Origin of the sequence: Rossellomorea aquimaris, assembly GCF_003315075.1 — a bacterium.
Lineage (GTDB): Bacteria > Bacillota > Bacilli > Bacillales > Bacillaceae_B > Rossellomorea > Rossellomorea aquimaris_C.
This window is the reverse complement of record NZ_QNRJ01000010.1, coordinates 25,126-41,251: the sequence shown is the minus strand read 5'-3', so window position 1 is coordinate 41,251 and position 16,126 is coordinate 25,126. Positions and strand designations below refer to the sequence as shown.

At 32.4% G+C, this 16,126-nt stretch carries 16 protein-coding genes; all 16 read right to left on the bottom strand.

Features of this window, described 5'->3' with window-relative positions; genetic code table 11:
* Positions 1-3: 3 nt before the first annotated feature.
* The 16 genes from DET59_RS13570 to DET59_RS13495 all read right to left on the bottom strand — a co-directional run bounded on the left by DET59_RS13570 (position 4) and on the right by DET59_RS13495 (position 16,121).
* Positions 4-1,176 carry a nucleotidyltransferase domain-containing protein gene (locus DET59_RS13570; RefSeq protein ID WP_397540946.1) on the bottom strand — a complete coding sequence of 391 codons (1,173 nt, stop codon included), beginning with the start codon at positions 1,174-1,176 and terminating at the stop codon, positions 4-6.
* Positions 1,154-1,639, bottom strand: a complete 486-nt coding sequence (locus DET59_RS13565) for a lasso peptide biosynthesis B2 protein (RefSeq protein WP_113970193.1) — start codon at positions 1,637-1,639, stop codon at positions 1,154-1,156. The genes DET59_RS13570 and DET59_RS13565 overlap by 23 nt, the downstream gene beginning before the upstream one ends.
* A 26-nt stretch (positions 1,640-1,665) precedes the next feature.
* On the bottom strand, positions 1,666-1,959 hold the full coding sequence (locus DET59_RS13560) for a lasso peptide biosynthesis PqqD family chaperone (protein WP_113970192.1): 294 nt from the start codon (positions 1,957-1,959) through the stop codon (positions 1,666-1,668).
* Positions 1,952-2,875, bottom strand: coding sequence for an aldolase (locus tag DET59_RS13555; protein WP_397540945.1), 924 nt, complete (start codon positions 2,873-2,875; stop codon positions 1,952-1,954). Before DET59_RS13555 ends, DET59_RS13560 begins: the two co-directional genes overlap by 8 nt.
* A gap of 105 nt (positions 2,876-2,980) precedes the next feature.
* Complete coding sequence (locus DET59_RS13550; RefSeq protein WP_113970190.1) at positions 2,981-3,112, bottom strand: paeninodin family lasso peptide; 132 nt, start codon at positions 3,110-3,112, stop codon at positions 2,981-2,983.
* A gap of 13 nt (positions 3,113-3,125) precedes the next feature.
* Positions 3,126-5,060 carry an asparagine synthase-related protein gene (locus tag DET59_RS13545; protein WP_113970189.1) on the bottom strand — a complete coding sequence of 645 codons (1,935 nt, stop codon included), beginning with the start codon at positions 5,058-5,060 and terminating at the stop codon, positions 3,126-3,128.
* Positions 5,061-5,117: 57 nt separating this feature from the next.
* Positions 5,118-5,507: a VanZ family protein gene (locus DET59_RS22325; RefSeq protein WP_142675590.1), complete on the bottom strand. Its 390-nt coding sequence runs from the start codon at positions 5,505-5,507 to the stop codon at positions 5,118-5,120.
* 162 nt (positions 5,508-5,669) lie between these two features.
* A complete protein-coding gene (locus tag DET59_RS13535) occupies positions 5,670-6,674 on the bottom strand; it encodes an acyltransferase family protein (protein WP_113970187.1) in 1,005 nt (334 codons plus the stop codon).
* Between the two features lie 46 nt (positions 6,675-6,720).
* Positions 6,721-8,277: a lipopolysaccharide biosynthesis protein gene (locus tag DET59_RS13530; protein ID WP_113970186.1), complete on the bottom strand. Its 1,557-nt coding sequence runs from the start codon at positions 8,275-8,277 to the stop codon at positions 6,721-6,723.
* A 25-nt stretch (positions 8,278-8,302) separates the two neighbouring features.
* Entirely contained in the window at positions 8,303-9,202 is a 900-nt protein-coding gene (locus tag DET59_RS13525; RefSeq protein WP_113970185.1) for an SP_1767 family glycosyltransferase, read from the bottom strand.
* Positions 9,199-10,176: a glycosyltransferase gene (locus DET59_RS13520; RefSeq protein WP_113970184.1), complete on the bottom strand. Its 978-nt coding sequence runs from the start codon at positions 10,174-10,176 to the stop codon at positions 9,199-9,201. Before DET59_RS13520 ends, DET59_RS13525 begins: the two co-directional genes overlap by 4 nt.
* Positions 10,177-10,191: 15 nt before the next feature.
* Entirely contained in the window at positions 10,192-11,379 is a 1,188-nt protein-coding gene (locus DET59_RS13515; RefSeq protein ID WP_113970183.1) for a glycosyltransferase, read from the bottom strand.
* Positions 11,380-11,411: 32 nt separating this feature from the next.
* Positions 11,412-12,608, bottom strand: a complete 1,197-nt coding sequence (locus DET59_RS13510) for a glycosyltransferase (RefSeq protein WP_113970182.1) — start codon at positions 12,606-12,608, stop codon at positions 11,412-11,414.
* 24 nt (positions 12,609-12,632) lie between these two features.
* Complete coding sequence (locus tag DET59_RS13505; protein WP_113970181.1) at positions 12,633-13,793, bottom strand: glycosyltransferase; 1,161 nt, start codon at positions 13,791-13,793, stop codon at positions 12,633-12,635.
* Entirely contained in the window at positions 13,790-14,920 is a 1,131-nt protein-coding gene (locus DET59_RS13500; protein WP_113970180.1) for a polysaccharide pyruvyl transferase family protein, read from the bottom strand. Before DET59_RS13500 ends, DET59_RS13505 begins: the two co-directional genes overlap by 4 nt.
* A 22-nt stretch (positions 14,921-14,942) precedes the next feature.
* The gene (locus DET59_RS13495) at positions 14,943-16,121 is read right to left on the bottom strand and encodes a glycosyltransferase (RefSeq protein ID WP_113970179.1); all 1,179 of its coding nucleotides are present in this window, start codon (positions 16,119-16,121) and stop codon (positions 14,943-14,945) included.
* Between the last annotated feature and the right edge of the window lie 5 nt (positions 16,122-16,126).

The window sequence follows — 16,126 nt, the reverse complement described above, 5'->3', positions numbered from 1 at the left end:
CTCCTATAAAACTGCTTGCTTCTTCGCTTTCCTCCAGAACCATAAGGCCGGTCTCAGTGGAAAATACAAATAGTGAAGCGATTTGGGTAATGGCAAGGTTTCAGCATCTTCAGGATATGGATGTAAGAAGCTTAAAATAAATATGACCTTTTGTTTTAGCGACTTCAGAGAGAATAAATAACTCTTGTGATAGCTGGATACTTCTAATGGTAGGGGCTCAGTATGCAGATTCACCAACCGCTCGAAGTAAAAAATCGTTCTTTTGGCCAACCTCACTGCTTCTTGTTTCCTGGCACAGCCCTCCATCTCTTGATTAAGTGGAGTATTAAACAGGTTTGAGCTGAGAAGAAGCGCCTGTCCCGTCAGATGAACCATTTCATATTTTTCCAGAATAGAATATAAACACTTCCAATTTTGACCTTGTAGAACTAGTTGATGAATATCAGCCAGCCACCGAAGCCTGGACCATCCATGCCTTGCCCCGTGTGAAATAAGAAACATAAATAAATCTTCTTTTCCCAACATATAAATAGGCACATTTGAGATAGTGCTATGCCTTTTTCGGTTCCACAGATCCATAAAGCTCGGTTCTACTCCAGGACCGGGGCTTAATCTCCAATGAATCTCCAGTTTTATTTGTTTTATGGGATGAAAATAGGTAACATGATGATGCCTCCATTTCCAATCATCTAAAATCGTTGAGAAATAGTCATCTTTCACGTAACCCTCTTCATACAGAAGACGGTCAACAGTCTCGATACTCTCCAGAGGAACCAGGACATCTATATCTCCGGAGGTTCTAATCGAGATATCTCCATAAAGTTCTTTTCCTAGAATTGGCCCTTTTAAAAAAATCGTCTTCACTTGATTGTGATAGAACAATTGACTGACTCTATTCATTTCTCCAGTTAAATGAAGCATGTGAAAAGTATTACGTTGATATAGTCGGAGTAAGCTTTTATTAACGGCAGTCGGAATAGATATATTCAGCTCTTTTATCTTAGAAAATAATTGAGGGTAAAGCCGGTGGTGTTTAGCTAGTTCCACAAACCGTTCCCAATTAAATGCTTGCGGGAAACTGAAAGATTCTGTACCCTTATCCATCTCAATAATCTCGAGTAATGTTATTAATTCATTTGGTATGTTGTTGAAATTAAGACTGGTATCTTTTATCAATAGATTCACCTTCATTTGTTAATTTGCAGTGTTTTGCAAACTTGCCAACCACCGTAAAATTCTCCATGCCCTCAGCTCCAGTCAAATAGAAGGAACCGCTTCTTAACCATGCATGGGCAATAAGTAAACCCTTCTCATCTCTGCCCGTGCCCAAATAAAGAGTACTTCCTATTTTTCTTCTCTTAAGCATTCTCATCGCTGCGATTGCCTTTACTAAACACTGACTTTCCCAAAAAGTATACCGGCTCACAATGTTTACAGCATTCGAGATATTCTTTAATGCTTTTTGATCATTCACTCCATTAATAAAAGATGTTTCTTCCATATGGCATCCAAGATGGGGGGAAAGCTTTGAAAAAGGGACCAACTTCATCACCCTTGCCACCCCCAATTCAATAAAAGCTTCACCTAGGAGGAGTTTCGTAGTTAAATCCATTGATAAAAACAGTCTAATACGTCTCATATACTCACCTAATGTAATTTGACATTTTATGAACGAATCAAGATGATCTCTTCTTCAAGTAACATTTCCAAAAACGTTAATACTTGTTGCTCGCAGGTCTCTCTATCTACCTGGTATTCATTTAGAAGGTTATCAATTAGTTCACTGAATGATAACGGCTGCTGAATAGCATCCCAAATGACGCCACCTATCTCACCTAAGTTATAATACTTCCCATTGGAAATACTAAGCATAACCTTCTCTCCACCCATATCGCTTACGATATTTCCTTCTACTTGACCAACGATACTTTCTACAGAAATCGTCTGACTATTAATCATGAACAAGCTCCTCCTTAAGCACTGTTTCTTCAATCAATGTAGCTAATTCATTTGCTGTGAATCTTGATGTAGGTCTGATTAATCTGTACATTTGTATGTCTTTAGCGAATCTTGCTGTGTAATTTAAATGCCATTCCATCAGCCCTAATCTTTTAACAATGAAATTCCGGTAAGTATGATAATACAAAATTTGTAAACGTTCTAAGTTTTCAAGCGAATGAATTTTCACTTCTTCCCCATCACTTTTAACCAACTCGAATACACCTGCTAGGGGCAATGGAGTATTCAGAAAATGGCTATTAACTGGTACTGCAAACTTTGCTTCTCGTTCAAAAAGAGGAAGGAGATTAGTGAAATCCACCCCAAATGCTTTCAAACTCTGGTCCCAAAGTTTTTGTTGTGGATAGGCTGGATAAACGTAAGGAGCTCCATTTGAGTCTATTGATAAAGCAATTACATCATCTGTGAGAATTTGATATCCTCTATTTATTAAAGATGAAGCTAGTGTAGATTTCCCCGCACCAGAGTCCCCAATGATGGCGTAAGCATTACCATTCATGGCTATTACACTTCCATGCAGGGGAAGAGTCTTTCTTTGAATTAATAAAGCACCCATACAGGTTCCAAGAATATAAAGTCGAAGTTGATTTTCATCAACATTTTTTATTGGTGAATATGTAATTCTTGTGCCATTCTGTATACAAAATTCCGCTACTCCTGGTATGTTAAAACTAATATTATTTTTTTCAATAATACTATTACTCTGCATCGAATTTAATTTTGTCGGTATATTTGTTATGTTACTTTTCTGGATAAGAACATCGCATTGATTTGAAAATTTAATTTTAGCGAGTTCAGGGAACGGGATATCACTCACTACATTTAGTCCAAAAGCATTATATTTTAACTGTTTCACTTGCTGTCTCACCTCAGTTCAATTGTAAGGGTAATATAAAGCCCTTATTCACTTAATCTAAATGGATAAGGGCAACAAGCTCATCAATATTAACTAGCTTAGTAATTAACTCTTATGAAGAAAACCAATTTCATCTTCATCTTTATAAGTAAAATCTACATCTCTAATCCCAGGTCCTTGCATTGTCATGTTAATATTTAGCACTTCTAATTTCGGCTCTTCCCAATTCTTTTTCATATTATCACCTCCTTTAAAATTGTTTTTTTATAAATCGGTATACAATTAAGCTTCTCATTAAAATTCTTAATTCAGGATTAAATGCTTGTTCTGGTAAAGGTTCACTACGATACTTAGATAATATTGATTTAATTTTTTCAACATTAAAATATTCATACATTAAAGGGTCTTTAACCAAACTATCCATATCATTATTAAATCTCCCCCAATCCGGAATCAGCCGGTAAAGCCAATCTGCCCCTTGTATACCTCTTTTTTGCTGATTCAATCTTACTTGATCAGGTAAAAACCCCTCTGTTGCATTCCTTATAAGAGAACGATCCATTCCATTTTGAACGTACTGCTCCTCTGGAACAGAAAGACAGTATTTAATGACCCTCATGTCATTCGTTGGATCACGATTCCAAATGGAATACCTTAGAGACAACTTTGAATTTGAAGTACCGGTGGTATTCCATACATAATTTTGTTCAAAGTGCTCTTTTCTTAACTCATATATATTCTTTGTACTATTTAATTCATACCCAAGACTATCTAGCTTCTCTTTTACTTTATGACGTGTTACAAAATCATTATTAATTACATCTGGAAAATTGTAGGGTTGACTGGAATCCAGGACCTTTTTCATGATTGGAAAAGCCTTTTTACTAATTAAGGAGTATATCCTCTTCTTATCCAAAACACCCACGTTTGTACTATATTGGTTGACCTCTCTGTTAAGGTGAACCCATTTAAACTTTTTAAGTAGAATTGCATAATAATCCAAAGCTGGCCCCCATGACACACCTAAATTCCCTCTAGCTCCATTCAACATTACCCCAATACCCTGTTCTTGCCCTTCTTCTAAAATGCCTTTTACCCAGAATGAGTTCTCAAAGAATTTATAAGGCATTTCCATTACATCAAGCCAATCATCAATTTCTTTTAAAGAATTTCTCCCTTTGAAGCTTAAAAATTCACTCTCTACATTACCTATGTGATTAATCGTTTCGCTAATTTGAGGGGTCTCATTTGCCACCCTGTATTTTGGTGTCCAATCAACAAAGTTATCCTCTGGTACATAGCTATATGTATATAATTTTTTATTTTCATTCTTTAATGAAGCTGCTGCGAAGCTAGCAACTGAACCTGAATCTATACCGCCACTTAAGTGTGAACCCACTTTACGAAACGTGCGTAATTTCGAATTGATTGACTCTTGAAATACTTCTTTGAACGCTTCTACGTATTCACTGGTATCCTTCAATTTTAATTTTCCTTTACCAACTACTCTACAATACCTTTCTAAATTTACTCTTCCCCCCTCAATTGTAAGGCTATATGCAGGGGGGATTTGCTTAATGTTTTTATGGATGGTTTTGGAGACGTCCACTACATCAATCATATCCTGTATAAAAAGAAATTCTGCCAGCCATTCCTCATCCATATCTCTCTTAATAAATGGAAGAGATAGTAACGGAGCCATTACTGTACAAAAAGCAAAACATTGCTGGTCGAAATAGTAATAAAGAGTTCTAGCTCCTGAAAAATCTCTTGCAGCAAATAATTTTCTTTTCCTTTCATCCCAAACAACAAATGCAAAATCACCCACCAAGTACTTTGGACAATCCTCTTCCCATTTTTCATATGCGAGAAGGATCAATTCACTGTCTGACATTTCTTTTCTAAAAGACTGCCTAACTCCTAAGGTATTAAACAAGTCTTTTCTGTTATCTATAATGGCATCAGCGGTTATCGCTAATTTTCTTTCATTGTCATAGAAAGGGAGAACTTCACCGATGGATTCAGGAGTGATCCACTGAGCGTGACAGCCCAGAAAGATATGATCTTTCTTGTAAACTCTCACGTCATCTGCTGGGAACTGTTCCAATGAACCCATCATTGCGTGTATATGCTCCCTAGATACGGGTTCATGGTTTTGATGATATATCCCAGCAATCGCACTCATAATTGACACCTCATATCCTTTTATATAATTCTTAATAAAGAACAACAAGGGTGTATTTTATTGTTTTTGAAGAAAATCCCCTTGTAATACTCTGCTTTTTCGTTTGTGTAAATATCGAACCAGCATCCACATCAGAAGGATGCCAATTACATTCTTAATGAGATCACCTATTGAGGAGGTGCGGAATGGAACATAAAACTGATGTATCTCATCAGTAAGTGAATATAAAAAAGAAAGGATGATTGCACTAATCTCTTTGCGTCGGTTAAGGTTACCAAAAGACAGCTGAAAAAGAACAATGAGTACATATAAAATGCCGAATTCAATTAAATGGAGTGATTCCAATATTAGGCCAGCAAATAATATAATACGTGGATCAAGAGTGAGACCGGTGTAATAGATAATTTCAGGATTAAAGTGACTTGATTGGTACCAGATGAGTATCATGTAGCCTAAAATGATTAATGCTAAAATTATTCTCTTTAGGAAAAGGGTCAAAATGTACTCATCCCCCAAACTGGTTATAAATACCTAATATGTACTATATAAAGAACAATACTACAGTTTTATAGAGAACGCAAGATGTATTTATGATTCTGTCAAAATAAATTAGGCTATCCTTTTTTCTCTATTCATTAACGATTTATTGATTCTTAGCTGCTGGATGATCCGGTATGATTTCTTAAATATGTAACGGATATAAAGGGGTATGACTATACCTCCAACTAAATAGACAAACCAAGGAAAAGCTACTCCTGGTAATATAAAATGATTGATGTAACTCACCAGGGGAAATGAAATTCCTGCATGCAGGATCAAAATATACGCAGACTCTCTTCCAATATGACTAATGGCTCTAAACCAGTGGTGTATTCCAGTTATTCCCTTTATAATTTCCAGACTAAGCAGACTACCCGAAACTCCGCTAATATAAAACAGTAAGAGGTTTCCATACTCTCTTAGCCCCATACTGACAGGCTCATTGATAAGAAAAGCTGAACACAGGACCAAGCTCAACCCAATGCCCCCAGGAAATCGCGATCCCTGTCTTAGGCGATCCCCTATAAAGATGAATAGTAGTGATACCATTGAAATATCCAGTCCCCATGGAAGGTGGACCACGCTTCCAATCACCGCCCCAATCCACCCAATAACCGCGTAAATAGCAAACTGCTGAGCTAATACGAACCTTTGCAAATACTTCTGGCTGGCGGCATACATTAATAAAGCCCCATATAAGCAAACCAAAAACCACAAAGGGTAATTGAGTAGCCCCTCAATGTTCCCCTCAAGCATTCCCACTAATGGCTTATACCAGAGAAAGCTTTCTTTAAAATCTCCTGTGAACTTCGTTACGATCCAATATGAATACGAAAGGAAACACCCCATTACATACGGTACCAACAAACTTACAGAGCGTTTTTTCACAAGTAGATAAAAGTTCCCCTTATATTTCTTTGAGTTGAATGTGTAGCCCGCTAGCATGAAAAATAAGGGCATTCCAAACGATTGTAGGAAGGCAGTGATCGGCTGCGGCATGTTGGAGTGGACTGCAACTACCATTATGATGCCGAATCCTTTTAAGAGATCAAGGTCGATTAGTCTTTTTTTCATTTTGAACTCCTTATAATAAGTACAGTATTTAAGACTAAGGTACAAATTACATCTTCAAAACTTCTTTATTGAATTTTTTTCTATTCTGTCTTCTTCCGAGTATGTTTTTCAACATACTATAAAGATACTTAAATTCGGTGGTACGATAAAATAATAATAAATAAACTAAATTTGGTATCATTAAGCATATTATCAATTTTAAAAATAGATTCATCAGACTATAACTACTACTTAAAAAGCTACATAAAATATTGGTTGAAATACACATAAGAAGGGTTAAAAAAGAATACAAACAATAATTTAAAAAATACTCTTTAGGAGATCTTTTAAAAACATTCTTATAGACAATGACAGGATGAGTCCAAAACAAAGTTAATAAAGTACTTAATGTAGTTCCAATAAAAATTCCTGCTAAACCCAAATATTTCACTAAGATGAATGAAGCAACCAAATTTATTAATCCTTCTATCAATGGTATATACTTATCTTGAACAAATAACCCTGCAGTGTTTTTAAAAGTAGCAATTGCGGTTCTCATCCCAGTTATATAAACATTTATTAAAATTACAATAAAAGCAACTTTATTTAGTAAATAGCCTTCCCCTAACCACCAATTAATAAAGGGCTCTAGTACGTTAAATAATGTAATAACAACAACAGAGTATATCCAGAAGTTCATTAAAAAAGAAACTTTGAAAATTAAGTAACTTTTACTGCTGTTTTCCGTAGCAATTAAATTCCCTACACTTGCACCAATCCCACCTAAAACTGGGCTCACCAAAGAGGATAACTGTTGTGTTATCATCGTATAGTTAGAATAAAGACCAACTGTTGTTACACCTATTAATGATGAAATCAGAATATTATCTGTACCAAAAACAAAAAAACCTCCTATGTTGTGGAGGAATAAGGCTTTCACATTACTAACAATATTTGTCTTAGTTTCTTTATCTAATGAGTATTTAATTTTTGTTTTAATATAAGGGTATCTCTTTTCAACGATTTTACCATTAACTATCATCTGAATTATATAGATTGATAATTCCAATAGTAAGTAAAGAATAAAATCCTTAGTCATTATTAAGATAATTATCTTTGAAATAGTTGTTAAAACTTGAAACAAAAGATTTAGTTTAGCCAAAACATATCCTCTTTGATCGGCATTGATTAATGACCATTTATGTGCATTTAAATACGAAACCATATTTTTACAAATAAATATAAAGTATATTATTGCAAGATTTGAAATAGAGTCACCGTTCTTCATAATGTTATCTAAGAAAGGGAATAGTACTATACTTACAATTAATATAATTATAGCTAAAATGCCATAAGCTTTTTTGTACAATTGAACTAAAGCAATAACAGTTCTTTGATCATTTTCAGCTAATGGTTTGTATAAATTATATACAATACTTAATCCAATACCTCCTTCAACCAATGCCATCATAGAAATAACATTTGTTAATAAACCATTTAAACCCAAATATTCAATTCCAAGACTATCTAAAAAAACTTTTCTAGAAATAAATCCCAAAATAACCATTACTAGTTGGGAAACAAGACTTATAGAAATATTTTTTAAAGAATGCTCAGTTCTCATAATTTTAAATTCCTTTTTTATAAAATTAGATCACCATGTCAATTATTTGACTCCTATACTGTTGGTCTTCTAGTTCTTCCACTGTAGAACCCCCAGGTACTTCCCCAATGTACTTATTCTTCACAGGAACCTTATCAGTAACTTTCTGTAAAAACCATTCATATTCAATATCAATATGCCCAATGTCTAATGCTTGATAACCATTTAGATATAAGTCATATGATAAAATTGTAGCAGTTGGTCCAAGTGCAATTAAAATTAAATCTGTACTATCTTGTCTTTTTATAGAGTTTAATATTTCATGATATTCAGAAAAAGCATCTTGGGCTGGGCAGATAATTCTCTTTATTGATAAAGTATTATTAAATAAATCGTTTCCAATACCAAGCCTACTTTCTTTTCCTTCTACAATTACAACATTTCTGTTAGTCCATATTTTTTTAATCTTATTGAACCTTTCTTCAGCTTTACTTTTATCTTTATGGTCAATATACAACCTGGTAACTAAAGAATCACAGTACAATTTGTTCCTATTCAATAATTTATAAATTTTAATTTGATTCAAGTTTAGGTACCTAATCCAATATCTTCGTGCTCTATCAGTACACCAATTTAGATTATTAAAGATATTTGGAATACAAACAAGATGATTCTCATTACTACTTTTAATAACCTCATGTAGCCTGTCATGTAACTCCTTTGAAAAAGGCTGGAACAGTAAATCTTTCCCATTCATAATTGCAAACTCACCATCACCGTACCTACTAATAGAGTTTTGAGCATGTAATAATTTTTCAATAGTTAAATCTAGTGATAGAACAATTGGAGGCGTCATTATCTTTGACCCCAACTTATTATATACAATCACTAACTTTTCCTTGATTCTAATAAATTTCGAGTAGAAATATGATATAACTTTCTTCATACAGCTTTTCTCCTTGAAATTATATTAATTATTAGCTTATAAGAACTAGGGTGAACCTTAGCTGCTGAGAGCAGTAACTTTACAGTTAAGGGATATTCTCTAAGTCGAATAGTTTCTTTATAATATTTATTTAATATAGAGACAACTAAGTCATATTGCTTTTTATAATTCTTCTTAAAATCTTTTTTAATTGACATTAAATTTAGCAAGACCATTGCATTATTTGCCAATTTTAAAGTAACTAGCTGACTCATTCCTTTGTAATTTTTATCAATAAATTTATACATCTCATCGTAAATAATGACACCATCAACTCTTATATCTTTTATAGCTTGATCCATAGTACTGTTCTCTCTTTTAATGTAATGATATTTTGCTTGACCAATACAACAAACTTTTTCTGCCTTGTGTATAAGTTTATAGGTAAACGCAGTATCTTCATAAATTAATCCAACTGGAAATCGAATATCCCTTATTAAATCTCTCTTAATTAATTTAGTCCATACAACTTCATCATATAATTTTCCGATAAGCATTGTTTTAAGAGCCTCTTCTTTGTTATAAATCGTTAATGGATGTAAACCGTTTTTTACAACTTTATCATTATAGTGGATTATACTTGTACAACTCGCTATATCACATTTATTGTTCTCAGATATACTATGAAGTAGCTCATACATGTCAGGCTCAATCCAATCATCACTGTCAACAAAGCCAATATAATTACCCCTCGCTGTATCTAATCCTACATTCCTCGCTTCAGACAGTCCGCCGTTTTCTTTATGAATTACCTTGATCCTACTATCTTTATTTGCATATTCATCACAAATTCTTCCACAGTTATCTGGTGACCCGTCATTAACTAAAATAAGCTCAAAATCAGTAAATGTTTGAGCTAAAATAGAATCTATACACTTATTAATATAGGGTTCAACGTTATACACTGGAACGATAATACTAATCTCAGGGCACACTTTATCTCCTTCTTTCTAATCAATATAATTGAATAATTTATTTATTTCAGAGATTGTATCCAAATTGTCACCTTCTAAATTTTTAGAGAGAAAATTTCTCTTCTCATTATTATCTAATAGTGATTTTATTTTCATATACATTTCCTCTTCATTAAAAGTCGAAATTAGACCATTATATTTATTTATTATTTGTTCACTTACACCTGTAAACTGAGTAGTAACTATCGGTCTGTTTAAAGACCTTGCTTCAGCAAGTGAAAGACAATACCCTTCATGTCTGGAAGTTTGAACATAAATGTCTGCAGCCGCAATATATGGGTATGGGTTTGCTTTAGCACCTAATAATATAAAATCATTCTTCAGATCATATTTGTCTATCATACCTTCAAATAGACCTCTATCCCTCCCTTCTCCTATACAGTACCATTTCACTTTATACCCCTCTTCTTTTAGCTTTTGTAATACTTTAATCGCAAGATCTTGGCCTTTTTCCAATGAAAGTCGACCAACAGTAACAATTTTCAATCCTTTATAATTCTTATCAAAATTTATTCTTTCTTTAGCCATTTCAGAAATATAATTACTAGAAATAATATTCAAAAAAACCTCTGATTTTTCTTTATTATTGGGGAACTTTTCTAATAAATTTTTCCTTGCTTCTTCTGAAACAACATAAATCTTATTAAAATTACAATGTAATTTTTCATATAACTTTTGGTTGATATTATGTTTAGCTACATCAAAATGAATCCAGGCTATTTTTTTTTTGGCCTTTACTTTTTTCACAATATAATAATCTATAATATCAGTTGGTCCTTGATAAGAAATAGCTATATCGAACTCATCCGCATTAAAGGGGATCTGGTTAAAAACGTGTTTATAATAGAAGTACCTATTATCAGTTTTTTTTGAAATGAAATATGTGCTAATAAAACCTGGAATTCTTTTAATTTCATTATTTAAATAATAATTTTTTACAATTTGGTGGGGAGATTGCATAATAATCGGCTTAATTTTTTTATACCAATCTACCTCAATAACTCTTATCCAACTCGGAATAAAATCTAAAAACCCTCCTTTTTTTTCTAACAAATAAAGTGTGATATCATATTTACCTTTAGGAACTTCTGATAATAATGATAATAGTGATTTCTCCACTCCGCCTACATTCATATTAGTTGCCATGATTAATATCTTCTTCATCATTTCCCCTCATTTCAACACCTGGAGCATTGTTATATTTTATTTGCTATGGAATAAAGTTTATTTAACTCTTTCTTAGTATTTATTGTTTCCTTTTTAAGATTCGAACTAATAACGTCAGCAAGTTCAGTATTATCTATTATTGATTTAATTGCATGAAACATTTGCATTTCATCAAACTCTACAATTAAGCCAGTTTCTTTATATTTAATTTGCTCGCTTGCCCCAGTGAAATTTGTAGTAATTATTGGCTTATTAAAACATCTTGCTTCAGCTAATGTAATGCAATACCCCTCATGTCGAGAAGGTTGAACATAAATATTACATTCTTTCATAAAAGGGTAAGGGTTTAACTTTGATCCCAATAAAATAAAATCATGTTCTACTTTAAATTCATGCGCAAGTTTTTCGTATTTCTTTTTTTCTTTACCTTCCCCAACACAGTACCATCTCACATTAGCGCCATTTGCTTTTAATCGGGATAAAACTGGCACTATCAAATCTTGTCCTTTTTCTTTACTAAGTCTCCCTACCGTAAGTATTCTAACTCCCTGAAACGCATCATTAAATCCTTCATCTTTGTTCGAAAGGTCTCTAACTAAATCTTGAGATAATATGTTTAAAAAACAATCAATTTTTCTTCGTAGTTTTGGAATGACATTTACTAACTTATCTTTTCCCTCTTTAGAGACTACAAATATCTGATCAAATTTGTTATAAAACTTTGTTGCAAAGGTCTTATTAAAGTTTATCTTGTTAATATCAAAATGAATCCACTGAATTCTTTTTTTAGCTTTAATTTTCTTTATAACAAAATAGCTTATGAAGTCCATAGGACCTGCATAAGCTATAGCAATATCATATTCTTCATTTAACATTGGAAAATTTTTTAAAACATATTTATAAAGTAAGCCTTTATTTTTTCTAACACGGGTCCAAGCATATACTACGGTTATTATTAGTGAATTAAAATATTTCCCATCCTTCAAGTATTGAAGTGATAACAAGTGCAGCGGTGTATTAATGAGGTCCTTGATTTTATGATAGTCTTTAATATATTTCACATTAACATCGCATGGAATTGACTGTAGTAATTCACCATACTTTTCTAACATAAGAATCGTAATCTCGAATTTCCCTCTTGGGATTTCGGCTATCATATTTAGTAAAGCTTTTTCAGTTCCTCCGAGATTCATGTTGATCACCATAAATAATAATTTCTTCTTCATAAATCCCTCCACAAATTATTTATATTAACTTTCTATTAAGCTATACAGCTTATATATTTCATTTTCAGTTCCCATAGATTCATGTTTTAAGTTATATATAATTTTTTCATTCAGTTCCTTATTCGTTATTATCTTTTTGATTCCCTGAGAAATTTCTTTTGGATTCATACTAACAATTATGCCGTTTTTCCCATCTTCAATCTGATTATAAACTACAGGGAAGTTAGTGGAGATAATTGGTTTATGTAATATCTTTGCTTCTGCAATAGCCATTCCAAAGCCTTCAAATCTAGATGGTTGAACATATATATCACACATCTTCAAATAATTATAAGGGTTTTGATGAGGTCCAAGAAAAATAAAAGTATCTTCTAAACCATAATCCTTCACTAGTTTTTCTAGTTTAGGTTTTAATTCACCTTCACCAATTGAATACCACTTAAAATTTAGTCCTTCCTTCTTCAATTGATAACATGCTTTGATTGCAAGATCATATCCTTTAACGTCAACTAATCTACCTATTGTAAGTATCTTCAAGCCTTTATAGTTATCTCGATAAGCGACTGGTTGTTTTGACATGGTTCTTACTAATTTTGGAGATATAATATCATATATTACTAATGTCTTATCTTTGGCTAAAGGCATCTCTTTGATGAAAATTTCTTTATTACTTTCAGATACAGCTACAATATTATTATATTGATAATAAAATTGTGTATCAAATTTTTTATTATAGGAGGCTTTTTTATAATCAGTATTTATCCAACAGTATTTTTTCGTTGATTCTACTTTTTCTGCTACAAAGTATGTTGGAAATCCTTGACTATAAGCTATTGCAATATCATATTTTTCATCTAATTGTTTTATACCTTGTGATTTCCATTTCCAATTAATTTGTGAAGAATGCAAAAATTTCTTATAAAAGGGATTTCTTAATGACAAAGAATTGCCTAATTTAAGATACAAATGTTTTAAATTTATTCGTTGGTGTTTTCCTAAAGTTTCTGGTGCCTTTAAAACATTTACTTCTTTAGGTAATAATGAAAGATATAACCCCTTACGTGAAAACATTAGCAAGTCTACATCATACTTATCGTAATCAAATAATGAAAGTAAGGATATCAGACTTTTCTCTGCTCCACCGCTATTTAAAGAATCTATAACAAACAAAATTTTCAACTTCATTGGACCTTTTTCAACCTTTTGTTTATTGATAAAGCTTCTTCTAAATATTTCTTTGAGATATTAACTTTTTTATCTAATATCTTTTTTCTTTCATCGTAGTTAATATCATTAAGCAAATACTTAAAACTGTTACTATCAATTACTAATCTATCTTCGAGATTTAAATCCTCAAGAAAGTCCTTCATTCTTGTATTAATTGCCTCTTTTCTATTTACAATAATAAAGTTCTTTTCGAAGATCACTGAAAATACGGCTGCGTGAAATGAATTAGAAATAATGAATTTTGAGTCTCTAACCAGAGAGAGAAAAGTATCAGGTCCTACGAATTTAAAATATTTGTTGGCATAATCAACTTTCCCTGTATTCACCGTATATATTTTGCACCCTTTTTTTTCAGCTATTTCCATTGCCAAATCCCTTATAAGGCTACTATTGTCAAAATCATATACTAGAATATAATCTTCTTTATATTTTTTTTGAGCGAGGTTATTCCATTCTTCTTTTGGTAACAATAGTGTCGGGTCTACTACGTTCACTCCATTTTTTATATTTAATCTTTTTAATATTTCAATTCCGCTCTTTTCTCTGACCCCTATTCTATCCAAGCTTACTATCTTCTCTTTAACAAATTCTTTATATTTATCATCAATTTCATTTATTGCAAAACTTGCTGCATATGATGCCTTTATTTTATCATTTGGAACAAAATCTAAATAAAATGCAGGATCTCTTCCGTTTTGGTGTAAACTATTCCATATTTGATCACTTCCACAAATAAACGCATCGGCTTCTGGTAGTTTTTCTCTTAATTCACTATTTGATTTATACCGAAAATTAGTTAAATGTAGGTATCTAGATTTAAAACGATCAAATGCCTTTTTTCTTTGTAATTCTCGTAACCTCAAAGGGAATTTGAGTAACAAATATAATAATTTTGTCAACATATTCTTTTCCCAATTTTGGTTGTCAATACTTAACAAATTATAATGATTACTTAAATAATCAGGTTTATAATCTATAATTTTTACATCATGACCACATTTTTGTAAATACTTCATTAAACTGTATGCTTGTAATGAAGCTCCATGATTATAAACATCGTGACAGGTTATTGTTAAAACTTTCATTTTTCACTCTCCTTTCAGTTCACTATATAATTTTGTATAATTTTTCCAACTCTAACCTGTTATCGAATATAGTATTCGAGCAATTTCTTTCTAACTTACTTCTTTCCTCTTTATTTTTATACAACTTTTCAATACCATCAGCTAAGCCTTCAGGAGTTAAATCACAAATTGAACCATCAACTCCATTATGCACCTGACTGTTTGCGGTCATATAATTTGTTATTAGAACAGGTTTTCCAATTATCTGAGCCTCACTGACTGTAACAGCTTTACCTTCATAACGAGAAGGTTGAACGTAAATATCTGCTATTTTCATATACGGGTAAGGATTTATTTTTTTTCCTAATAAGATAAATGAGTCCTCTAATTTGTTCTCTCGAATTAATTCTCTAATGTTATTTTCCTCTCCACCATAACCAACAACATACCAAGAAATATTGTTATAGCCCTTGTTTTTAAGTATTTCCAATGCTTTTACAGCGATATCAATACCTTTTGCGTACGATAATCTCCCTACTGAAAGCAATTTAAACCTTCTATCTTGGGTTATAAAATCTTCAACTAATTCATTCGATAAATCCCTAACAAATTCTGGAGATGTTATGTTTTCAATAACTAATACTTTCTTATGAAGTGAAGGATGAGTTAATAAGAAAGCTCTTTTACATTCTTCAGATACAGCCACAATATAATCAAATTCACTCCATAATTCCAGGTCTAATTTCACATCTATCTCTACAGTTGAATAGTCCGTATGAATCCATGCTATCTTAGTCTTAGCTTTTACTTTTTCCGCTACAAAAAAATGCGGCCATAAATAACTGATGGCAATATCATACTCTTTCTCCATCTTTGGTAAGAAAGGGAGGGCATACTTCCACATGTATTGCATTTGCTTATATCCTGTTTCAGCGTTTTTTTGGAGATTTGCCTTATATCTCGCAAGCATCCTTGTTACACCAATGGCCCAGTTTCCCTTCTTCAACACCGCTGAAACAGGCATTCGAAACGTTTTGTATATGTTATTCTCTGGTAGCAGAGTTGGTCCTGCAGGCAGAAGTTCCATAAAGTCACCAGTATGACTATATAGCATTAAATCAACTTTGTAATTTTTATAGTCAAAATTATTTAACATACTAACTAAACTTCTTTCAACTCCACCCACCTCCATATCAAAGGAGGCAATCAGTATATTTTTCATCTATT